This window comes from Thioclava arctica (assembly GCF_040892615.1).
Taxonomy (GTDB): Bacteria; Pseudomonadota; Alphaproteobacteria; order Rhodobacterales; family Rhodobacteraceae; genus Thioclava; species Thioclava arctica.
This window is the reverse complement of sequence record NZ_JBFRYC010000003.1, coordinates 178,781-200,048: the sequence shown is the minus strand read 5'-3', so window position 1 is coordinate 200,048 and position 21,268 is coordinate 178,781. Positions and strand designations below refer to the sequence as shown.

The following is a 21,268-nucleotide window of genomic DNA, read 5'->3' as shown; positions in this document are numbered from 1 at the left end:
CACCCTCATTGCTTTGGCTGATATATCAGCTTCACACCCTTGTTGAAATCCAGATCATGCCCGCCGCCATTCGCAAGCGTTGTCATCGTCATCGACCCAGCATCCAGCGTGCCAAACGGCGCAGCGCCATGAACCGCCCCCGGCGAGACAATCTTGCCGCGATTGGTCTGCATCGTGATCAATTCAGACGTCAGATGATAGCCCTGCGAGGTTTGCATCGCGACCGAGCCTTGCAAGGTAATTTCACCCGCTGCGGTGGCAAAGCGACCCTGTTGCGCGCTCAGATCAGTGACGAGCCCGTTCTTTGCGGTCAGCTTGGCAATAAGCTGTTGCGCAGAGGCACCGCCCCCGTTCTCGGGTTCGGGGCGCGCAAGCTGCGCTGTCACAGACAGAGTCGCGCCGTCTTGTGTCACACCTGAAAATTCAGGCCGCGTCAGCGCGGAATCACGTGCAAGCTTTTCCACATCGACCTGCGCGTAGGGAATGGCCGCACTCGGGTCGATCCGATTTGAAAACAAGAACAGAGTCGACAACAGCATCAGCGCAACCAGAGGCAGGGCGACCTTGGCCCAACCCACAAGCTGCGAATGGCGGTTGTCATAGTCCATCAGACGATCCCGGCACGCAAACAATCATGGATCTGGATGAACCCAACGGGCCGATCATCTTGAACCACAAATAGGCTGGTGATCTTGCGGTCATTCATCTGCGCCACGGCGGCCTCGGCAAGTTGCTCGGGCGTGATTGTGCGCGGCTTAGCAGTCATTACCTCGGCCACCGTATGTTGCAACAGACCATCCATATGGCGGCGCAAATCGCCGTCGGTGACGATGCCGCTAAGGCGACCTTGCGCATCCAGCGCACCGATCACGCCAAAGCCCTTCTGGCTCATCACCAGTAGTGCCTCAGACATCGGCGTGGCTTCGGGCACCAGCGGCAGATCGGTGTGCATCAGGTCCGACACCTTGGCAAGGCGCGCCCCCAGCTTGCCGCCGGGATGGAAGGTGCGGAAATGTTCTGCGGTAAAATGACGATGCTCCATCAGCGCCACCGCCAAGGCATCCCCCAGCGCCAGCGTCATCGTCGTCGAGGTGGTGGGCACCACGCCCGTGCCACAGGCCTCTTCGGCTTGCGGCAGCACCAGCGCCAGATCGGCCTGTTTCAGCAGCGTCGACTCTGGCCGACTGGCCACCCCGATCATCGGGATCGAAAACCGCCGCGTATGCGCGATCAGATCGGCCAATTCAGGGGTTTCGCCGGAATTGGACAGCACCAGCGCCAGATCGGTCGGTGTGATCATGCCCAGATCACCATGGCTTGCCTCGGCAGGATGCACGAAATGCGCAGGCGTCCCGGTAGAGGCGAGCGTGGCCGCAATTTTGCGCCCGATATGGCCCGATTTCCCCATGCCCGAAACGATCACGCGACCCTTGGTGGCCAAGATCATCTCGACCGCGCGGGAAAATTCGCCGTTCAGGCTGTCGGCCAGTGCCGACATGCCCGCGATTTCAATCGCGATCACCCGGCGCGCCGTTGCGCTGTAATCAGTGGTGGAAGATGTCATTGGGCTCTCCCCATCCTAGCAAATCAAGCTGCGCCCGCGCGGGCAGAAAATCGAAACAGGATTGCGCCAGCGCGCGGCGATCTTCGCGGATCAGGCGGCGTTCCAACTCCTCGCGCAGCTTGTGCAGATATAAAACATCGCTCGCCGCGTAGTCTTTTTGTGCCGTACTTAGTGTCGCTGCACCCCAATCCGAGCTTTGCTGTTGCTTGGATATATCGACTCCAACTAACTCTTGTAGCAACTGCTTGAGTCCGTGGCGATCGGTGTAGCTGCGCACCATTTTCGAGGCGATCTTGGTGCAAAATATCGGCTGGGTCACAACGCCAAAGGCATTGAACAAAGCGGCCAGATCGAAGCGCGCAAAATGAAACAGCTTTTCAGTGTGGGGATCGGCCAGCAACGCGCATAAACGCGGTGCCTCGGTTTGCCCCTTGGCAATCTTGACCAGATGGGCGCTGCCATCCCCCGAGGACAGCTGCACCAGGCACAGTCGGTCCCGGCGCGGGTCAAGCCCCATCGTTTCGGTATCAACGGCCACGACCGGCCCCAGATCAAGCCCTTCGGGCAGGTCGTTCTCGTGCAGATGGATCGCCACAGCTTGTCCTTTTTGGTCGTCCTGACAAGCATATAAGCTCTTTGTGACCGCCTTGCCAACGCGCGAGGTGATCTGCGTAGCCGCACCATTTCGCACAGGGTGCCAAGCGCGCTTCGGAGTGGCGATGACACAAGGTCATAGCTTGGTCCGAAACGCGCAGCGGCAAGGCTGTTTAGGTCTTTTTCTTCTCGCCGAGTCCAGATCCCGGTTGAAGCCCTTTGCTAAACAGATCGCTCGTTTTCGAAACGGCCGGTTTGGTCTGTTTCGGCTTCTTGACTTCTTTATTGCCTTTGCTTCTTCCCTTGGCCATGTCTGTCACTCCTGTTGATGCGCCCGTTCCGGAAGGGGACGGGTCGTCTTTCCGGGCAGGCGTCACGCCCCGGCGCATGGTATCAGACGATCTGGTCAGTCCAGACCTCGAACCCCGTCAGAACATTCGATCCGAAACTGTGGATCAGGGGTACATCCGCCGCATCACGACCACGCGCCATCAGCACGCGCCCAATCCGCGGGACATTGTTGCGCGGGTCAAATACCCACCACGCGCCGTCAAGCCAGACCTCCATCCACGCTGCGAAATCGCCGGATGCGTAGGGGGGAGGCATGCCGATATCGCCCAGATAGCCCGTGCAATAGCGCGCCGGGATGTTCATGCAGCGACAGAAGGTGATCGCAAGATGGGCGTAGTCACGGCACACGCCGCGCGCTTCGTCATAGGCTTGCGCGGCGCTGCGGGTGGCACGCGCCTGCAGGTAGTCAAAGCGGATATGGTTGTGCACGAAATCACAGATCGCCTGAACGCGTGCTGCACCGGGCGGGCTATTTTGAAACAAACGCCACGCCTCGGGCGACATCAGATCGGTCTCGCAATAGCGGCTGCCCAGAAGATATTGCAGCGTATCATCTGGCAGCGACTCAACCGGGGTTTGCGCGCTCTGGGGTGGGCGCAAATCGCAGGTGCCGGGATCTCGCACGATGGTTTCGGTGCTGATCGTGAAGTCACCAGCCGGGGCCAGAAGCCGGGTGCACCAATTGCCAAACCCATCGCGATAGGCTGTCAGCGGCACAGCTGGATTGGTAACGATGCGGTCGGGATATTCCAGATCGCTCGCGCGCGAAAAATGCACGTTCAGCAGCGCAATCATGGGTGTCGGTTGCTCTAGGTGTAACTGGAACCGGCATCCAAGTTGGATGCGCATATCAGTCTCTCCCATGGCGCGCCTCATCTGTGCCATGCGCCACAAGCTGCGCAGAGAGATGTGATCGCGGCACCAATTTCATCGCTTCTTTGCATCCAGACGCGACCATGCCTTGCGCCGCTCAGCCCCTTCGGGCGCATATGAGCTGTCAAAAATGGATCGGCTGGGCGGAATAACCGTGCTTTCGGGAATTTCAGAGCGCTTTGCGGTAGGTTTGACACCACGCTTGGTGGTGGGACCGGGTGTTTTGCCTGATTTAAGGCTTGCGGACTCGGAACTGGTCATCTTGCAGTTTCCTTTCTCATGCAAAGCCGAAAATGCCCATGGCGATGCGGATGGCGGTCGTGAAGTCTGAGCCTGCCCGCGCCTATCAACAAAACCAGCCATAGCCCCGCACGCACAGCGCGGAGCACTTCCAAATCTGTTTCGAAATCAAGGTTGTCGGGTCGTAGCCAGTCGACTGGCACAAGTCAAAATCGCAAAGAGATTTCTCGATCTGGTCAATAAAACGATTGCCGGGGGTCAACTTTGCTTAAGCGTAATATATGCGTTTCGCGAAAAAATACGAGAGCAAAGCCAAAAGAAATCGGCCACGTCTTTGGCGCAGACTGTGCCGATCGCTGTGAAACGAAAAGACCCGCCGCGACATGTCTGTCTGGCGGGTCTTTCAAAGATGCACTTGGGAAGGCGTCAGATCCGAAAGATCGGCTGTAACAAGCGGGGCAGAAGACCGTTGAATTTCAATGGCGCGCTTGTAGCCGCCAGACAAATACAAGCCTCGCCCATGCCAGCAATCGGGGTGTGATCAAGATCATCCTCGGCCACTTCGACATCGCCCACGCCATACTCGCCCGTTTCGTCACTGAACGAACCTTGCAGCACCAGCGTCAATTCCAGCCCGGTATGGCTGTGATCGGGCACGGCCATTCCCGGTGGGATGTAAAGCAGACGCGCCGACCCCTCTTTGTCCGCACTTAGGATCGCCTGACGAATGCCGCCGCCCAAGGACCGCCAGCGCGGCGTGTCCGAGCCCATCTCGGCGATCAGCGCACCGGGATAGATGCCAGCCTTCTGCGGTGCGGGGGGTGCAGGGGCGACAATCTCGTCAAGCCCGTCAAAGACACGCGCGCGCAGATCGTCTGAGGCCTCGACAGCCTCAAGCGTTTCCAGCACGACGCCGCCCACCAATTCCTCGGCTTCAAGTCGTGCCCGGCATTCGTCGCATTGGCTGACATGCGTCGCCACAACCAACGAAAACGCATGACCAAGGCTTCCGGCGGCATACGACCGGACCAGCCATTCTGGAAGATGATGCGTAATCTCTTTCATTCGTCCCTCAGATCTCTCAATTCGTGCCGTAACTTCTCCAGTGCGAGCCGAATTCGTGACTTAATTGTTCCCAAGGCAAGGCCGGTGGCCTCACGTATTTCCGCCTGTGTCAGCTCGCCAACATAGGCGCGCTCAATAATGTCGCGCTGCGATTTTGGCAGCGTCGCAAGCGCCTCACGCAGTTGCACGGCCTCTTGCTCTAAGGAGACCGCCGCGTCCGCATCATGGGATTCGCGGCTTTCTGCCTCGATGACCATTTCATCGGGCACCGGGCGCGGGCGCCGTCTGATCACGTCAATCTGGCGATTGCGCGCGATTCGATAAATCCAGGCGGATGCACGCGCCCGGCTCTCATCATATAGATCGGCCTTGCGCCAGATCGTCAGCATCACGTCCTGCACGACATCCTCTGCTGCCGCTCCAGACATGCCCGAACGAATCAGCATTCCTTTCAGGCGTGGCGTGAAATGATCATACAGCCGCCCAAAGGCCGCCTTATCGCGGTGATCGCGGACGGCCACCAACCATTCCGTCTGCTCGCAACCTTCAGATCTCTGTTCGCTCGACGCGACGCTGTCGTTCATATTCTTCCCAGAATGCCCCGGCCACATGCCTTGCGGCAGCGGCGATTTCAGATCGGAGCCTATGGTCATCGTGTTAAACATGACAAGACTACGGATCGTTTTATCACCCGGATCACCCTTTGGCGAAAAAACTTCTGATCCAAAGCCTAGTACCGGGCGTTATCGCTTCAAGTGATTGGGAGTTTTGATATGTCCTTCGACGCACCGCATCCGAGCGCACAGCGCATCGCCATCATCGGATCGGGCATTTCCGGGTTGGCGGCTGCATGGCAGCTTGCACCGCATAACCAAGTAACGATTTACGAAGCCGAAGCCCGATTGGGTGGCCACTCGCGCACGATCTATGCGGGTCGGCGGGGCGATCAGCCCGTCGATACAGGATTTATCGTGTTCAACTACGCCAATTATCCCCATCTGACGCGGATGTTCGCAGAGCTTGATGTGCCGGTGGAACGCTCCGACATGAGCTTTGGTGTCAGCATCGATCAGGGCCGAATCGAATACGCGCTGCGCGATTTGCGCGGTCTGGTGGCGCAAAAGCGCAATCTTGCGCGGCCCGGATTTTATCGGATGGTCGCCGATATTGCTAAGTTCAACGCCCGCGCCGTTGAGATGGCGCAGACCGATGACATGACAATCGATGCGCTGATGGATGGGCTGCAAATGGGCGACTGGTTTCGCCGCTATTATCTGCTGCCGATTTGCGGAGCGATCTGGTCCACGCCCGCCGTCGAGATCGGCGCGTTTCCCGCCCGCAGCCTGATGCGTTTCTTTGAAAACCACGCGCTGTTGTCGGCCACAGGGCAACACCAATGGTGGACCGTTTCTGGCGGCTCGATCGAATATGTCCGTCGACTGGAGGCTGCTTTGCGCCTGAGGGGTGTGGCGTTCCGGCCTGGAACGCCCGTCACCTCTGTGCAGCGTCGTGCAAATAACGTCACTATTACGGCGCAAAACTGCCTTCCAGAGACATTTGATCAGGTGATCATCGCGACGCATTCCGATCAGGCCTTGCGTATCTTGGCGCAACCGACGGCGCAGGAGAAAGCGGCGCTTAGCGCAATTCGCTATCAGCCAAATGACGTTTTTCTGCATCGCGACATTCGGCAGATGCCGAGGCGGCGGGCTTGTTGGTCAAGTTGGACTTATCAAGCCTCGCAAAATCAAACCGAGACGCGCTTGGGCGTTACCTATTGGATGAACAAGCTGCAAAACATTCCCCAAGACGACCCGCTTTTCGTCACGCTCAACCCCGAGGCCGAGATCGCGCAAGAAACGATCTATGATCACGAGGTATTCTGGCACCCGGTCTTTGACCGCGCAGCCTTGCGGGCTCAAGGCGAGATACAGGAAATTCAGGGTTTGAACAGAACGTGGTATGCAGGTGCATGGCTGCGTCATGGTTTTCATGAAGACGGCTTTGCTTCGGCGGTGCGGGTGGCGCGTGGCATCAGCTGCGGCGCGTTGACCCAACCCGCGCTTGAGGCGGTGCCCGCATGAACGCCGAGTTTTGCCCTGGTTACACTGGCCACGCACGGCGCGGCGCGATTGCTCACAGCTTCCGCTACCATGTCGACTATGTGTTGATTGACCCAGATTCCGACGGCCCTTGGCCGCGCTTGTTTTCGCGCAAAGGTCACAATCTGGCGGTGCTGCGCGATCGTGACTACGGAGGCGTGCGCGGGCAGGGCGAGGGGGCAAAATGGGCGCGTCGTAAGCTGGCCGAGGCTGGTGCGCCCGATCCATATGCCATACGCCTGTTAACCCAGCCGCGCATCTTTGGTGCTGTGTTTAACCCGGTGAATTTCTGGCTGTCCTTCGACGCGCAAAACCAGTTGCGCGCAGTAATAGCCGAGGTGAACAACACTTTTGGCGACCGTCACTCTTACCTCTGCGCAACGCCAAATTTCGACCCTATTACGGCGACAACTGTGCTGCATAGCCGCAAGGTTTTTCATGTCTCGCCGTTTCAGGACATCGCGGGTAACTATCAGTTTCGGTTCAACATCACCGATGACACGATCCGCATTCGCATCGCGCATGAGAACGGTGGCGAGGGAGTGGTTGCAACGCTCGTCACCACGCGCCGACCGCTGCGCTCTCGCGATTTGATCGGCATTGCCTTGCGCCGCCCGCTGACCCCGATCCGCACGATCGCGCTGATCCATTGGCAAGCGCTGCGCCTGAAACTCAAAGGGGCGGTCTATCGCCCGCATCCGGCCCCCCCGAATGAGGAGATCTCCTGATGATGCCTTTCGTCACCAACAGAATCCGCAAGGAATTCTTGGATACCTGCGAAAAGATTGAACACGGCACGCTCAGCCTGCGCCTGCCAGACGGCGAGACACGTCATTTCGGGCGCGGCGCGCCGCATGCCGAGATGATCATTCGCGATTGGCAGGCGGTTCTGATGATGGCCGCGCGCGGCGATGTCGGTCTGGGAGAGGCCTATGTCGCGGGAATGTGGGACACGCCTTCGATCGAGGGCCTGTTGACGCTTGCGCTGAAAAATCTTTCGATAGCGGATAGCTACGCCTATGCCGGGTTCTGGTCGAACCTGCGTTTCAAGATCATCGACCGGTTGATGCGGGCCAATTCCTTGCGCGGGTCATCGCGCAATATCCGGGCGCATTACGATGTTGGAAACGAGTTTTACCAAATCTGGCTTGATGAGGGGATGAGTTATTCCTCAGCGCTGTTTGCGCCGGGTGATCGCGACCTGCACCGCGCGCAAAATCGCAAGCTCGACCGCATTCTCGATACGCTGGGCGAGGGCGAGCGTGTGCTGGAAATCGGCTGTGGTTGGGGCCATTTCGCAGAGCGCGCGGCCGAGCAGGGGCGGAATGTCACGGGGATCACGATCTCGCCCAGCCAAAAAGGGTATGCCGATGCGCGCCTAGATGGCCGCGCCGAAATTCGACTGCAAGACTATCGCCGCACCCCCGGAAAATTCGATCATATCGTGTCGATTGAGATGATCGAGGCAGTGGGGGAGCGTTATTGGCCGACCTATTTCGAAACCCTCAAACAACGCTTATCCGAGGGTGGAACAGCGATGATTCAGGCTATAACAGTCTCTGATTCCTACTTTCCGACCTATCGCAAAACGTCTGACTTCATCCGCCAATATACTTTCCCCGGTGGGATGTTGCTGTCCGATAGCGTGATCCGCGATCAAGCGGCCCGGGCGGGGCTGATGGTCAAGGAAAGCTTTGGCTTTGGTCAGGATTATGCCGAGACCTGCCGGCAATGGGCCGAGCGTCTTCGGGAGCGGGCAGGGCGGGCCTCGCAGATGGGCTATGGCCCCGATTTCCTGCGCGGTTGGCTTTATTATCTCGAGGCCTGCGCGGCAGCATTCGCAGTCAACCACACGGATGTGGTTCAGGTCCAACTTGTACATGCGAGGGCGTGAACGATGATCAAGATACTCTTGGCGATTGCCGTTTTGATTTTGGCAGCGGTGCTGATCCGGCACGTCTTTCTCAGCTTTCCGGCGCAGCGCCTTTCCGATTACGCCAGTGACACACCGCGTTTCGATATTCGCCAGGCCTTTGACGGGCCGGTTGAGGCGCATGGTATGATTTACGGGCCAACCGGTCGGGTGACCTCGCGGTTTCGCGCGATGATGGTCGGGAGCTTCACCAATGATGGCGGCGTGATCAATGAGGAATTCGACTATGCTTCTGGGCGCACTCAAAGCCGCGCCTGGAAGATAAAATTCGCCGAGGATGGCACGATCAGCTCGACCGCCGATGACATCGAAGGCATCGCGAGCATGGAACAACGCGGCAATGCGCTTGAGATGCATTACAGGCTGCGACTGCCCGAAGATGCAGGCGGGCATGTGCTGGATGTAACCGACTGGATCTATCAGATGCCTGACGGCACGCTGCTGAACCGCTCGCAGATGCGCAAATTCGGGATCAAGGTCGCGGAATTGTTCGCCGTGATGCGCCGTGTTCCTGAGAACCAGCCTGCGGAGTGATCACTCAAAACAGGCGGCGCGACCATCGTTCTTGATCGTCGCTGCGCCGTCGATAATCGCCCTCGCACGACGTTGCATGAAAGCCGACGGTTTCGCTGCCGAGCGCCCCTTGGGATCAGGGAGAACCGCGGCAATCAGAGCCGCTTGGCGGGCGCTTAGCTTATCTGGCGAGGTGCGGAAATACCGAAACGCGGCGGCATCAACGCCGAACGCACCCTCGTCGAATTCCGCGACATTGAGATAGACCTCAAGAATGCGCCGCTTGGACCAAACGGCTTCGACGGCGGGGGTCAAAGCCGCCTCCATCGCTTTACGAATCCAACTGCGGCCCTGCCAAAGAAAGACGTTTTTCACGACCTGCTGAGAGATCGTAGACGCGCCGCGATTGGCGCCATCATCAAGCGCCTCGCGGATCGCATGCATGTCAAAACCCCAATGGTTGCAGAAATTCGCATCTTCCGCAGCCACGACCGAGCGCGCCATGACCGGGGCGATATCCTCTATCGGGACCCATTGCTGATCGACCGCGCCAAGGCGGTGACGTTCAGACCACATGTAGTAATCGGTGGGCGGATTGATAAAGGCAAAGACCACGATCAGGGCCAGATAGATTGCAATCACCACCAATGCGGCTCGGCCCAACCACTTAAGGATGAGCCGAAACGGAGCCGTCATGCCTGCGATAAGACCCGGAGTTGCGCTGCCCCGGCGGGTCTTTTTTCTCGATTTTTTTGTTCTCGCCATGCAGGTATAAGTCACGCCCGCACGGGGGTGGTCAAGCCGCCAAAAGCGAAACCTCTGCACCACGCGCGACTTGTCGCGCGGTTACCATAGCTTCGATTGGCTCAGGATGGCGCTTGGCCCAAGCCTTGCGGATTTCATCGTGAATGGTGCGATCTTCATCCAGAATCATCTGGCCGGGGAAAAGGCTTTCGCAGGGCGCGCCCTCGGCGTTGAGAACGTGATGGGCGTCCAGCAGCAAATGCACATAGTACAGACGCTGTGTGGGCACGATGCGAATGCTATGGCCATTGACCAGATGCTTGGCGGCCACCAGAACTTCGGGGTTGCCGCAGGCAAGCTCGGCGCGCCATCCCTCGATCAGCATGCGGTGCTGTTGGGACACAAGAAGTGGACGCAGATTGCCGATCGCGCCGGTTTCAAACCGCACCGGGGCGTAGTTCCCGAGGCCCACAACGTGCCGCCCACCGGCCCATAGGATCGGTTGCGCGCCGTCATCGCGGGTCAAGACCTCGTCGCCTGCGCGCAGCCATTCGACTGGAACCGCGCCATTCGGTGTGTCGATCAGGCTGCCAGCGACAAAACACTCTGGCCCAAGGTCTCCGACCGGAAGCTGTGTTGAGGTGGTGACATAGGTCGAGCTGACAAAGGTCGCGTTATGAAGGATCGAACCATCGCTCGGCGTAAACACACGATCGCCGTTGCGCAGGTAAAACGTGTCGCCAGTGATCGTGAACTCGTTGCCGTTCGCATCGGCCAATGTGATCGTATCACCGCGCCAGACATCATCCACGCGCTGCCCATCAACCCGGTCACGCCAAGTCGTCGAAATATAATTGTCGTTATTCCCATCGGTCAACGACAACGTCTCGGGCGACAAGGCTGTCCCCGCGGCCGGGGGGTTTCCCGGGTCCATATGATAAAACTGGTCGTAATATGTAGCCACGTTGGGCGCCTGTTTTTAGTCTGCTCTTATTGTTTCCAAAAAAGCTGTAAATTGCGGCATAAATGAGGCGACGTGATCATATTCCCGATTGGTCGTTAACTATTCCTCTTAGCTTCCTGAAAGGAGCGAGCCGCCAACGACATGTTTCGCTGCCCCGGATGCCCCTTCGGTGACCTCTTCGCCGTCAAAGGTTGCGGCCCCGCCAGTGATCAGCGCAGTCTCAAGCCGGTCGCGGAAATCGGGATGCAAATCAGACCGCAGCACCTGCGCATCGGTATGACCCAAGGTCTTGAGCTGGGCCATCAGCGGCGCGGCCCCGGCCTTTGGAATTAATAAAAAGACCGCAGCGCCGTCTTTTGGCAAATGTTTGCCCGCATCACGCAAGAAGGAATCATTCAGACCAAGATCGGTGGCATGCCCGGCAATTGCGCCAGTGCCAGCCCCAATCGCGGCCCCGATCACCGGGGACAAGAAGACCAAGCCAAGAACGCCGCCCCAAACTGCCCCACCAATCGCACCCATCGCGGTGGTGTTCGTCAGTTGCAGCAGGTAAACAGCGCCATTGGTCTCGCGCGTGACCACCACAATATCCTCGGCGCGAAATAATCCCTGCTTACGCAAGTCTTGTAGCGTGTCGCGCAGATCCAGCGCGGCGTCTTCGTCGGCACAGGAAATCACAAGCAATTCGGACATCGCGGCCCCTCCAAGGCAAACACGAAAAAAGGGCGAGACCGATGGCCCCGCCCCTTTAAAACGTCTTGTTGGCTGAAGGGTTCCCTTACTCCGCCGGCATCGCCTGAGGCTCATCCGAAAGCGGATGAGACAGGTTGACGAGCATCTCTTTCGGGCAAACCTGCAAGAAGTTGGCCCGCTCGCTCTGCCAATGCTGCAAGATATCGGACGCCTTGCGCGAACCCGTCTCGGCCGCGTGCCGCTCGATCAGTCCTTTGAGTTGGGCCTCCCAATGGGGATGACCCAAGCCACAGGTCGCAAGGCTTTCGAGGTTCATCAGATCCTCGGCCACACCATCGGGATCATAGAGATAGGCCATGCCGCCAGTCATCCCCGCGCCGAAATTCGGCCCGATAGAGCCAAGGATTACCGCGACACCGCCGGTCATGTATTCACAGCCGTTCGATCCGCAACCCTCGATCACCACCTTGGCGCCCGAGTTGCGCACGCCAAAGCGTTCGCCCGCGCGCCCTGCGGCAAACAGATACCCGTCGGTCGCACCATAGAGCACCGTATTACCGATGATGGTGTTTTCCGAGGCCACCAGCGGGCTAATCATTGGCGGGCGCACGATGATGGTGCCCCCCGACAGACCCTTTCCGACATAGTCATTGGCATCACCCGAGACCTCGATCTTGAGACCTGGCGCCGCAAACGCGCCCAGCGACTGACCGCACGATCCGGTCAGCTTCACCGTCAGATGGTCGGGCTGCAACGCGTTGCGCATCCCGAAATTCTTGACGATATGGCTTGAAGCCCGCGTGCCGATGGTGCGCAGCGTATTGCGCACCGCATAGCTCAGCTGCATCTTCTCGCCTTCTTCGAAGAAGCGCGCTCCGTCGCGGATAATCTCGGCATCCAGCGTATCGGGCACCCAGTTGCGCGGCTTGGAACGGTCGTAAACGATCTTGTCCCAGCCATCGACGGTGATCAGCAGTGGGTTAAGGTCAAGGTCATCCAGATGCGCCGAGCCACGGCTGACCTGCGTCAGCAGATCTGCGCGCCCGATCACCTCGTCCAAGCTGCGCGCGCCAATCGAGGCCAGCAACTCGCGCACTTCCTGCGCATAGAAGGTGATGAGGTTCACGACCTTGTCCGCCGTGCCGGTGAACTTGGCGCGCAGTTCCGGGTCTTGCGTACACACGCCCACCGGGCAGGTGTTGGACTGGCACTGGCGCACCATGATGCAGCCCATCGCGATCAGCGCAGCAGTGCCGATGCCGTATTCCTCGGCCCCCATCATCGCCGCCATCACGATATCCCGCCCCGTGCGCAAACCGCCATCGGTGCGCAGGGTGACGCGTTCGCGCAGGTTGTTCATCGCGAGAACCTGATGCGCCTCGGTCAGGCCCATTTCCCACGGCAGACCGGCATATTTGATCGAGGTCGCGGGCGAGGCCCCCGTGCCGCCGTTATGACCCGAAATCAGGATCACGTCGGCTTTGGCCTTGGCCACACCAGCGGCAATCGTGCCAACGCCCGACGAGGCCACCAGCTTGACCGTCACCTTACAGCGCGGGTTGATCTGCTTGAGATCGTAGATCAGCTGCGCGAGGTCTTCGATCGAGTAGATATCGTGGTGCGGCGGCGGCGAGATCAGCGTCACGCCCTTGGTCGAGTGCCGCAGCCGCGCGATCAGGTCGGTGACCTTCATGCCCGGAAGCTGACCACCCTCGCCGGGTTTCGCACCTTGCGCGACCTTGATTTCCAGCTCTTCGCAATGGTTGAGGTATTCGGCGGTCACACCGAAGCGCCCCGAGGCCACCTGCTTGATCTTGGCGCTGGGGTTGTCGCCATTGGGTTCGGGCACGAAATGTGCCGGATCTTCGCCACCTTCACCGGAGTCAGATTTCGCACCGATCCGGTTCATCGCCACGTTGAGAAGTTTATGCGCCTCGGGCGAGAGCGCCCCCAGCGACATCCCCGGCGTCACGAAGCGCTTGCGGATCGAGGTGATGCTTTCCACCTCTTCGATTGGCACCGGTTTGCCCAGCGATTTGATATCCAGCATGTCGCGGATATGGATCGGCGGGTTGGCCCGCATCATCGCGGAATACTGCTTCCACAGATCATAGCTGGCCCGGTTGCACGCCGTTTGCAGCATATGCATCGTCTGCGCGCCCCAAGCATGGGTTTCACCGGTGCGACGCGCTTTATACAGACCGCCGATTGGCAGCACATCCTGCCCGCCTTTCCAGCCCTTCGCATGCACTTCTTCCAGCTTGTGCTGAATGCCGTGCAGACCGATGCCGGAAATGCGCGAGTGCATGCCGGGGAAATACTCCGCGACCATCGCCCGGCTCAGGCCGACTGCCTCAAAGTTGAGACCGCCGCGATACGAGGACAGCACCGAAATGCCCATCTTCGACATGATCTTGAGCAAGCCCGAATTGATCGCATCGCGATAACGGCGCATCGCATCGACAAGGCTACCTTCAACGAGGCCGCGCGTGATCCGGTCTGCAATCGTATCCTCAGCCAGATAGGCGTTCACCGTGGTCGCACCAGACCCGATCAGCACCGCAAAGTAATGCGGGTCGATACATTCAGCGGCGCGCACATTGATCGAGCAGAACGTGCGCAGGCCTTTCTTGGTCAGCCAGCTATGAACGGCGCTGGTCGCCAAGATCATCGGCATCGCGACTTTGTCGGCGTCTTGCGCCTCATCGCTGAGCACCAGATGCAGCGCACCCGAGCGCACGGCGTCTTCGGCCTCGGCGCGAATGCGGGTCAGCCCGTCATGCAGCGCCTCCTGATCGGCACCTGCGGGGAAGGTGCAGTCGATCACGGTGACCTGCTCGCCAAATTGCGTGAGCATTGCGTCGAATTCGGAATTCGCCAGGAACGGGCTGTCGAGCAGCCAAATCTCGGTTTGTGAGCTATCCTCATCAAGCACGTTCTTAAGGTTGCCGAACCGCGTTTTCAGGCTCATCACCCGGCTTTCGCGCAAGGAGTCGATCGGCGGATTGGTGACTTGGCTAAAGTTTTGCCGGAAGAAATGGCTGAGCGGGCGGTATTGCTTGGACAGCACTGCGGGGGGCGTATCATCGCCCATCGAGGCAATCGCCTCTTTGCCGTCTTCGGCCATCGGCGCGAGGATCTGTTCGATCTCTTCGACCGAATAGCCCGCAGCGATCTGGCGTTTGCGCAGCTCGGCACCCTCGAATTTCGGGGCTTCGGGCACGTCCCGCAATTGCTCGTTCAGATCGGTGACCTTGCTGACCCATTCCGAGAAGGGCTGTGCATGGGCCAGTTTGTCCTTCAACTCGGCGTCATGGTAGAGTTTGCCATTGGCCATATCGACCGCAATCATCTGCCCCGGGCCAAGCGCGCCTTTCTCGACAACCATCGACTCGTCAATCGGCACCATCCCGGCCTCGGACCCTGCAATCAGCACGCCATCGCCGGTGATGACATAGCGCAGCGGACGCAAACCGTTGCGATCCAGACCGCCACAGACCCAGCGGCCATCGGTCATCGCCAAGGCGGCGGGACCATCCCAAGGCTCGATCACGGCGTTGGAATAGGCATACATATCTTGCAGCGCCTGCGGCATCGCCTCGTCATTCGACCACGGTTCGGGCACCAGCATGGTCTTGACCATCGGTGCCGAGCGGCCCGAGCGCACCATCAATTCAAACACCGCATCCAGCGCACCGGAATCCGACGCACCCGCCGGGATGATCGGCTTGATATCCTCGGCGCTGTCGCCAAAGGCAGAGCTGGCCATGCGGATCTCGTGGCTTTTCATCCAGTTGATGTTGCCCTTGATCGTATTGATCTCGCCGTTATGGGCCAACATCCGGAAGGGTTGCGCCAGCCACCATTGCGGGAAGGTGTTCGTGGAATACCGCTGGTGATAGATCGCGAAAGCCGATTCAAACCGCTCGTCTTTCAGATCGGGATAGAACTCGGCCACTTGCTCGGCCAGCATCATGCCCTTGTAGATAATCGAGCGGCAGGACAGCGAGCAGATATAAAGCCCGGCAATCTGTGCAGCGACGGCGGCTTTTTCGATCCGGCGGCGGATGATGTAAAGCTCGCGCTCGAACTGCTCGTCGTCGATATCCTTGTCGTTGCGGATCAAGATCTGCTCGATCTCGGGGCGCGTCGAGTTGGCCTTTTCCCCCAGAACGCCGGTATTTACCGGAACGTGGCGCCAGCCATAAATGTAATGGCCCATCCGCAGCACTTCGGATTCCACGATCGTGCGGCAGCGTTCCTGCGCGCCAAAATCGGTGCGCGGCAAAAAGACCTGACCGACAGCGACCATCTTTTCCATGTCGGGCTCATGGCCGGTGCGCCGGATCTGGTCGTAAAAGAACGGGGCGGGGATTTGCACATGGATGCCTGCGCCGTCACCGGTCTTGCCATCGGCATCAACCGCGCCGCGGTGCCAGATCGCTTTCAGTGCATCAATGCCGTTTTCCACGACCCTGCGGCTTGCCTTGCCGTCGATGGCAACCACCAGACCGACGCCACAAGAAGATTTTTCATCCTCTTCTTTCCACAGAGAATTTTCATTCATCCACTGGCGTTTGGCTTCCTGAGCTGCAACCCAGGCTTCATCATATTTCGTCATGTCCGGCCTCCTTCGGAGAAAGCGTTAAACCAGCGGCTTCAAATTCGGCGCGCAGCATGCCGCCCGCCGCCTCGATGGCCTTTTGAGCGCCGCTCGGGCGCCCTTCGATGATGGCTTGCACGATTGGGCGCAATAGACCCTGTTTGTGCAATGAACGCGCCAAAGTATGGCGACGCTCGGGAAAGAGGTAATGGCGATAGCCCGCATCCTCGGGAAAGCGCGAGGCATGCATCCATTCGTCCTGCATGCCGCCATACAGCAGCGTGACCACACATTCGCGATCACGCAGAACAGGCACCTTCGGATAGGGCCGTTCCACGATCCGGTCGCGCAAGAACGTCCAGCGGGGTTCCTCGGACATCATATCGGGGCGGACCGAATATTGCGGCACGATGGCGAGCACACGGTTTGCCGGCGTCACACTCGCCAGCATGATCGCCTCAGAGCCCCCCATCGAATTGCCGATCGCAACAATGTCGCCCGCAGCAACCTGTTCGGCGGTCTCTTCGACGATACGTTGAATGGCATCGGCAAGCTCGGGGACGTTCATCCAGCTTCGACTGGCATCGGCAATAAACGGCACATTGCTGCGCCCGATGCTGGTCGCCATGCGCGCAAAGTGGATGTGCAACGGTTTTGGTGCCGCAAGGTGTTCCAGCGCAATCATCCGCGCCCGCCCGCGGGGGAAAACCCCGTCATCATCATGTCGCAATCATATTCGGGCGTCTCGCTTGAAAAACCCGGATCGCCCGGAAAATCAAACCGCGCCGGGCTGTCGTCATAGGATTGCGACTCGCCCGCGGCATTTTCGAAACGCTCCGGCCCACTTAGAAAAATGCGATATTTCCGGCTGACATATTGCACGCCACTGCGGGTCGACAGCTTTCGGTTCTGGGCGTCATATTCGCTGAGTTCAAAGCTGCATTTTTCCAGCGGCACACCATCGATGGTGACGGATTCCCCCGTCAACGTATCGGCGCCAACAAAGCGCTGGGTCTGCGCGAAATTGTTGCGCGTGATGAAATCATAATCATCGCGCCCTGACGCCAAAAGCGTGCTGTACGAGGCGTTGTCTTTCGATGCGCCCTGATCGAGCCTGTCAATCTCGCCGGTTTCGAGTGATTGGGCCTCGATCCAGCGGGTTTCACTGTCGATATGGCTTAGGAAATAGGCCCCTTTGCCATCGGCATAGGAAACCCATTGATCGCCCGCAGGATCAGAAGAACAGGTGTAGTAATTGGCGACTTGGCAGTTGTGCAGTTGCGCGGTCAAATAGACCTCACAGCCCTTGGGAGGGATGAAATTGGCAGCATAGGCCGGGAGGGCTGCGAAAAGCCCTCCACAGATTGCCTGAAAGAATGCCGCCAAGTTCATCTTTGTGTCTGCCCTTTTGGCCCTGTCGCTTCGGTGGCACTACTGCGCCGCGACCGCCGCTACGTTTTCGAGGTAGCGCAGGATTTCATCGCCCGCCTCGCGCCCATCACGGATCGCCCAAACCACAAGGCTCGCGCCGCGCACGATATCGCCCACCGCGTAAACGCCGGGGATCGAGGTAGCATGCGTGCCAAACTCGGCCTTGACGGTGCCCCAACGGGTGGTTTCCAGCTCGGCCGTGTCCCATTGCTCGGGCAGGTTTTCCGGCTCAAACCCAAGCGCCTTGATCACCAGATCGGCAGGCTCGTCATAGATTCCGCCTTCGATCTTTTCGGGGGTTTGACGCCCCGAGGCATCGGGTGCGCCCAGACGCATCTGTTGCACCGAGACCGAAGCCACCGGATTGCCGGCAAAACCTGCAGGTGCTGCAAGCCAGACAAATTCCACGCCTTCTTCTTCGGCGTTTTGCACTTCGCGCTGGCTGCCGGGCATGTTGGCACGGTCGCGACGATAGAGACATTTCACCGATGTCGCACCCTGACGGATCGCCGTGCGCACGCAGTCCATCGCGGTGTCGCCACCACCGATAACCACGACGCGCTTGCCCTCGGCGTTCAGCGTGCCGTTTTCGAACTCGGGCACCTCGTCGCCAAAGCTTTTCTTGTTCGACGCCGTCAGGAAATCAATCGCGCGCACGATGCCTGACGCATCCGCGCCCGGATCGGTCAACTCGCGCGTTTTATAGACACCCGCAGCGATCAGAACAGCGTCATGCTTGCCCCGGATCGCATCAAAGGAAATATCCGTGCCGACATTGCAGTTCATCACAAACTCGACGCCGCCCTCTTCAAGTTGTTTGACGCGCTGCATGACGATGTCTTTTTCCAGCTTGAAGCCGGGGATGCCGTAGGTCAGCAATCCGCCCGCGCGGTCATAACGGTCATAGACCGTGACCTGCACGCCCGCGCGGCGTAGCACATCTGCCGCCGCCAAGCCGCCCGGCCCCGCGCCGATAATGGCCACGGATTCAGCGCGATCGCTCATTGGTTTGATCGGTTTGACCCAGCCCATATCAAAGGCAGTGTCGGTGATGTATTTCTCGACCGCGCCGATGGTGACCGTGCCGTGACCGGATTGCTCGATCACGCAATTGCCTTCGCACAGGCGATCTTGCGGACAGATGCGGCCACATATTTCGGGGAAAGTGTTGGTGGCTTGGCTCAGCTCATAGGCTTCTTGCAAGCGGCCCTCAGCGGTCAGGCGCAGCCAATCGGGGATATTGTTGTGCAACGGGCAATGCGACTGGCAATAGGGCACGCCGCATTGGCTGCACCGACTGGCCTGCTCGGCGGCTTTCTCGGCTGCGAATTCGCGATAAATTTCGCCAAAGTCGTGGGAGCGGACATCTGCGTCACGCTTCTGAGGCATCTCCTTCGCCGTTTTGACGAACTTGAGCATCGGTTGCTTGGCCATGTCGGCGCCTCCCTGAGTGAACCTTGGGTGCGCATTGCTACACCGCTTCGCGCGGCAATAAAAGTAAGTGGTGCTGACCTAATTGCGATATTTTTCGGGTTGGCGCGACGAAGGCGGCGCAAAATCACTCAAATTAGGTCAGCTTTGTTTACCATTTTGCGAATATGGCGTGAAAATTAACGACAGACCGGAGCGCAAAAAGCTGATTCGTTCGCCTTAGCCAAGAAAGCCGACCGCAGACATCCCCAGAAGCAAGCCGCCAAAGAGGATCCGATAAATCGCAAAAGCGGTAAAGCGATGGGTCTGGATGAATCCCAGAAGCCATTTCACCGCGATAAAGGCCGTCACGGTCGAAACGACAAAGGCGATGCTCATCGACGTCCAGTTCTCCCCCTGTACGCCGGCGCCGCCGGTAAACTGCTTGAGCAGTTCATAGCCGCTGGCCGCATACATCGTCGGAATGCCTACGAGAAATGCAAATTCGGTGGCAGCGCCACGGTTTGACGTACCCAACAGCATCGCTGCGAAAATCGTCGCGGCAGACCGCGAGGTGCCGGGAAAGACACCCGCCACGATCTGCGCCAAGCCGACAGCAATCGCGACGCGCCACAGAATGACACTGCGGTCGGACTGGTGTTCGGCGACACGTTCCGCCGCGATCATCCAGATACCCCCGATCACCAACGCCCAGGCAATCGGCTGGATCGTCGTTGGCAGCTCAAATCCTAGCTTCTTAACGATCAGGCCCAGCACGGCGGTGATCAGAAAAGCCACGCTCAGCTTCGCCAGATAGTCGCGGTTCGTAGGCTCACGCCAGTTGGTAAGCAGCTCAACGATCCGATGCCAATAAATCAGCGTAACGGCCAGAATAGCGCCCGCCTGAATGACGATGTTATAGGTGTCAGACCGCGCGCCCAGCCAATGTTCGGCAAGCAGCAAATGCCCGGTGCTCGAAATCGGAAGGAATTCAGTGATGCCTTCGATCACGCCCAGCAGGACGTCGTTGAAATAGGTCAATCTCAGAGGCCTTTGTTAAGGAATCAGGATGCGCAAACCGCGCTTAATCACAAAGACTTATGCAGATTTTTGGCAGAGGCTTTGATCGCGTCATACTGACCGCCAGGACGAAAGCGCCACAGATAGCCCTCAAGCACCGCGTCCATCGCCATCGGCGTGATGCCCAGATCAGCGAAACCCTTGGCATCAGCAGCCACCACATTATCGGCACGCAGGTTCTTCACCTGATCGCGCGTCAGGATGCGGTTGACCAACAGTCCGCCAGAGACCGTCTGAACCAAATCAAACACGCCACCCATCATGCCCGCGAGCCAGAATGGCAGCGAGACCACAAAGCGACGGCGATTGATCAAGCCAAGCATTTTCTTGACCAGATCACGGAAGGTTTCGACGTCGGGCCCGCCAAGTTCGTAGATCCCGGGGATGACATTGCCATTTGCAGCCATCGCGGCGACCTGAGCTACGTCATCGACATAGACAGGCTGGAATTTCGTATCGCCACCGGTGATCGGGACAACAGGCGTAAGCCGCGACATCGCTGCGAATTTATTGAAGAACCCGTCTTCATTGCCAAAGATAATCGACGGCCGCAGGATTACGGCCTGTGGATAGGCCTCTAGCACGGCGGTCTCGCCCGCCATTTTGCTGCGCGCATAGGCGCTTTGGCTGTCGGCATCCGCTCCAATGGCAGAGATTTGCACCAGTTTCGCAATACCTTGTTCAGCGGCAATGCGCGCGACCCGCGCAGCCCCGGCTGTCTGAACCGAATCAAACTTGTTCTTGCCCTCGTTCACGAGGATGCCCACGCAATTGATCACCGCATCGGCGCCAAACATCACGGCGCGCACGCTGTCTTCGTCGCGAATGTTGCATAGCACCGGCTCTACTTGACCGACAGCGCCATAGGATTTGACAAACAGCGCTTCATTGGGGCGGCGTACAGCCACGCGAATGCGCCAGCCCTCTTTGGCGAGCCTGCGTGCAATATAGCGTCCGACAAACCCCGAACCGCCATAGATCGTGACCAGCTTGGACATGCGCACAGGCCTTTCCTTGCAAAGAATTCGTATCTTGATTACCGCCTTGCCCCATCAGGAACAAGGCCTAAGGCGTCTCACAAGCCGGTGTCGCGAAAATTCGTGCCCTG

General features: G+C 58.8%; 21 protein-coding genes. 5 read left to right on the top strand and 16 right to left on the bottom strand.

Annotated elements, in window-relative coordinates:
- Positions 1-5: 5 nt before the first annotated feature.
- The 5 genes from AB4874_RS06540 to AB4874_RS06520 all read right to left on the bottom strand — a co-directional run bounded on the left by AB4874_RS06540 (position 6) and on the right by AB4874_RS06520 (position 3,358).
- A complete protein-coding gene (locus tag AB4874_RS06540) occupies positions 6-608 on the bottom strand; it encodes a hypothetical protein (RefSeq protein WP_295530687.1) in 603 nt (200 codons plus the stop codon).
- Entirely contained in the window at positions 608-1,564 is a 957-nt protein-coding gene (locus AB4874_RS06535; protein ID WP_368391374.1) for a KpsF/GutQ family sugar-phosphate isomerase, read from the bottom strand. The genes AB4874_RS06540 and AB4874_RS06535 overlap by 1 nt, the downstream gene beginning before the upstream one ends.
- Complete coding sequence (locus AB4874_RS06530) at positions 1,545-2,159, bottom strand: ribonuclease D (RefSeq protein WP_295530693.1); 615 nt, start codon at positions 2,157-2,159, stop codon at positions 1,545-1,547. Before AB4874_RS06530 ends, AB4874_RS06535 begins: the two co-directional genes overlap by 20 nt.
- Before the next feature lie 172 nt (positions 2,160-2,331).
- The gene (locus tag AB4874_RS06525) at positions 2,332-2,469 is read right to left on the bottom strand and encodes a hypothetical protein (RefSeq protein WP_295530697.1); all 138 of its coding nucleotides are present in this window, start codon (positions 2,467-2,469) and stop codon (positions 2,332-2,334) included.
- Between the two features lie 82 nt (positions 2,470-2,551).
- On the bottom strand, positions 2,552-3,358 hold the full coding sequence (locus AB4874_RS06520) for a transglutaminase-like domain-containing protein (protein WP_438273457.1): 807 nt from the start codon (positions 3,356-3,358) through the stop codon (positions 2,552-2,554).
- A 154-nt stretch (positions 3,359-3,512) separates the two neighbouring features.
- On the opposite strand from AB4874_RS06520, the gene AB4874_RS06515 reads away from it, so the two are divergent.
- Positions 3,513-3,713: a hypothetical protein gene (locus AB4874_RS06515; protein WP_295530703.1), complete on the top strand. Its 201-nt coding sequence runs from the start codon at positions 3,513-3,515 to the stop codon at positions 3,711-3,713.
- 335 nt (positions 3,714-4,048) lie between these two features.
- Here AB4874_RS06515 and AB4874_RS06510 read toward each other — a convergent pair whose 3' ends face one another.
- Entirely contained in the window at positions 4,049-4,687 is a 639-nt protein-coding gene (locus AB4874_RS06510; protein WP_368391372.1) for a ChrR family anti-sigma-E factor, read from the bottom strand.
- Complete coding sequence (locus AB4874_RS06505; RefSeq protein WP_368391371.1) at positions 4,684-5,271, bottom strand: sigma-70 family RNA polymerase sigma factor; 588 nt, start codon at positions 5,269-5,271, stop codon at positions 4,684-4,686. Before AB4874_RS06505 ends, AB4874_RS06510 begins: the two co-directional genes overlap by 4 nt.
- Positions 5,272-5,460: 189 nt before the next feature.
- Between AB4874_RS06505 and AB4874_RS06500 the strand changes: the two genes are divergently transcribed.
- The 4 genes from AB4874_RS06500 to AB4874_RS06485 are packed head-to-tail and all read left to right on the top strand — an operon-like array spanning position 5,461 to position 9,256.
- Complete coding sequence (locus AB4874_RS06500) at positions 5,461-6,771, top strand: NAD(P)/FAD-dependent oxidoreductase (RefSeq protein ID WP_368391370.1); 1,311 nt, start codon at positions 5,461-5,463, stop codon at positions 6,769-6,771.
- Complete coding sequence (locus AB4874_RS06495) at positions 6,768-7,517, top strand: DUF1365 domain-containing protein (protein ID WP_368391369.1); 750 nt, start codon at positions 6,768-6,770, stop codon at positions 7,515-7,517. Before AB4874_RS06500 ends, AB4874_RS06495 begins: the two co-directional genes overlap by 4 nt.
- Before the next feature lie 2 nt (positions 7,518-7,519).
- Positions 7,520-8,683, top strand: a complete 1,164-nt coding sequence (locus AB4874_RS06490; RefSeq protein ID WP_368391635.1) for a class I SAM-dependent methyltransferase — start codon at positions 7,520-7,522, stop codon at positions 8,681-8,683.
- 3 nt (positions 8,684-8,686) lie between these two features.
- Positions 8,687-9,256, top strand: a complete 570-nt coding sequence (locus AB4874_RS06485) for a DUF3833 domain-containing protein (protein ID WP_368391368.1) — start codon at positions 8,687-8,689, stop codon at positions 9,254-9,256.
- Here the strand turns inward: AB4874_RS06485 and mtgA are convergent, their stop codons facing one another.
- The 9 genes from mtgA to AB4874_RS06440 form a co-directional block, all read right to left on the bottom strand.
- The gene (mtgA, locus tag AB4874_RS06480; RefSeq protein WP_438273447.1) at positions 9,257-10,000 is read right to left on the bottom strand and encodes a monofunctional biosynthetic peptidoglycan transglycosylase; all 744 of its coding nucleotides are present in this window, start codon (positions 9,998-10,000) and stop codon (positions 9,257-9,259) included. It lies immediately after the preceding gene.
- Positions 10,001-10,031: 31 nt separating this feature from the next.
- Complete coding sequence (locus AB4874_RS06475; protein WP_368391366.1) at positions 10,032-10,877, bottom strand: Hint domain-containing protein; 846 nt, start codon at positions 10,875-10,877, stop codon at positions 10,032-10,034.
- A gap of 174 nt (positions 10,878-11,051) precedes the next feature.
- Complete coding sequence (locus AB4874_RS06470) at positions 11,052-11,636, bottom strand: DUF1269 domain-containing protein (RefSeq protein ID WP_368391365.1); 585 nt, start codon at positions 11,634-11,636, stop codon at positions 11,052-11,054.
- 85 nt (positions 11,637-11,721) lie between these two features.
- Positions 11,722-16,257 (bottom strand): glutamate synthase large subunit, encoded by a 4,536-nt coding sequence (gltB, locus tag AB4874_RS06465; RefSeq protein ID WP_368391364.1) that lies wholly within the window; start codon positions 16,255-16,257, stop codon positions 11,722-11,724.
- A complete protein-coding gene (locus tag AB4874_RS06460; RefSeq protein WP_368391363.1) occupies positions 16,244-16,924 on the bottom strand; it encodes a hypothetical protein in 681 nt (226 codons plus the stop codon). The genes gltB and AB4874_RS06460 overlap by 14 nt, the downstream gene beginning before the upstream one ends.
- Positions 16,921-17,631, bottom strand: a complete 711-nt coding sequence (locus AB4874_RS06455) for a hypothetical protein (protein WP_368391362.1) — start codon at positions 17,629-17,631, stop codon at positions 16,921-16,923. The genes AB4874_RS06460 and AB4874_RS06455 overlap by 4 nt, the downstream gene beginning before the upstream one ends.
- A gap of 39 nt (positions 17,632-17,670) precedes the next feature.
- Positions 17,671-19,104, bottom strand: a complete 1,434-nt coding sequence (locus AB4874_RS06450) for an NAD(P)-dependent oxidoreductase (RefSeq protein WP_295530748.1) — start codon at positions 19,102-19,104, stop codon at positions 17,671-17,673.
- Between the two features lie 216 nt (positions 19,105-19,320).
- Entirely contained in the window at positions 19,321-20,121 is an 801-nt protein-coding gene (locus AB4874_RS06445) for an undecaprenyl-diphosphate phosphatase (RefSeq protein ID WP_295530751.1), read from the bottom strand.
- 47 nt (positions 20,122-20,168) lie between these two features.
- Entirely contained in the window at positions 20,169-21,158 is a 990-nt protein-coding gene (locus AB4874_RS06440; RefSeq protein ID WP_368391361.1) for a complex I NDUFA9 subunit family protein, read from the bottom strand.
- Positions 21,159-21,268 lie beyond the last annotated feature (110 nt).

Coding starts and splice junctions, on each gene's coding strand:
- AB4874_RS06440 (WP_368391361.1), bottom strand. CDS start 21,158: ATGTCCAAGCTGGTCACGATCTATGGCGGTTCGGGGTTTGTCGGACGC.
- AB4874_RS06455 (WP_368391362.1), bottom strand. CDS start 17,631: ATGAACTTGGCGGCATTCTTTCAGGCAATCTGTGGAGGGCTTTTCGCA.
- AB4874_RS06485 (WP_368391368.1), top strand. CDS start 8,687: ATGATCAAGATACTCTTGGCGATTGCCGTTTTGATTTTGGCAGCGGTG.
- AB4874_RS06460 (WP_368391363.1), bottom strand. CDS start 16,924: ATGATTGCGCTGGAACACCTTGCGGCACCAAAACCGTTGCACATCCAC.
- AB4874_RS06470 (WP_368391365.1), bottom strand. CDS start 11,636: ATGTCCGAATTGCTTGTGATTTCCTGTGCCGACGAAGACGCCGCGCTG.
- AB4874_RS06505 (WP_368391371.1), bottom strand. CDS start 5,271: ATGAACGACAGCGTCGCGTCGAGCGAACAGAGATCTGAAGGTTGCGAG.
- AB4874_RS06515 (WP_295530703.1), top strand. CDS start 3,513: ATGGATCGGCTGGGCGGAATAACCGTGCTTTCGGGAATTTCAGAGCGC.
- AB4874_RS06500 (WP_368391370.1), top strand. CDS start 5,461: ATGTCCTTCGACGCACCGCATCCGAGCGCACAGCGCATCGCCATCATC.
- AB4874_RS06450 (WP_295530748.1), bottom strand. CDS start 19,104: ATGGCCAAGCAACCGATGCTCAAGTTCGTCAAAACGGCGAAGGAGATG.
- AB4874_RS06535 (WP_368391374.1), bottom strand. CDS start 1,564: ATGACATCTTCCACCACTGATTACAGCGCAACGGCGCGCCGGGTGATC.
- gltB (WP_368391364.1), bottom strand. CDS start 16,257: ATGACGAAATATGATGAAGCCTGGGTTGCAGCTCAGGAAGCCAAACGC.
- AB4874_RS06495 (WP_368391369.1), top strand. CDS start 6,768: ATGAACGCCGAGTTTTGCCCTGGTTACACTGGCCACGCACGGCGCGGC.
- mtgA (WP_438273447.1), bottom strand. CDS start 10,000: ATGGCGAGAACAAAAAAATCGAGAAAAAAGACCCGCCGGGGCAGCGCA.
- AB4874_RS06490 (WP_368391635.1), top strand. CDS start 7,520: ATGCCTTTCGTCACCAACAGAATCCGCAAGGAATTCTTGGATACCTGC.
- AB4874_RS06525 (WP_295530697.1), bottom strand. CDS start 2,469: ATGGCCAAGGGAAGAAGCAAAGGCAATAAAGAAGTCAAGAAGCCGAAA.
- AB4874_RS06540 (WP_295530687.1), bottom strand. CDS start 608: ATGGACTATGACAACCGCCATTCGCAGCTTGTGGGTTGGGCCAAGGTC.
- AB4874_RS06520 (WP_438273457.1), bottom strand. CDS start 3,358: ATGCGCATCCAACTTGGATGCCGGTTCCAGTTACACCTAGAGCAACCG.
- AB4874_RS06510 (WP_368391372.1), bottom strand. CDS start 4,687: ATGAAAGAGATTACGCATCATCTTCCAGAATGGCTGGTCCGGTCGTAT.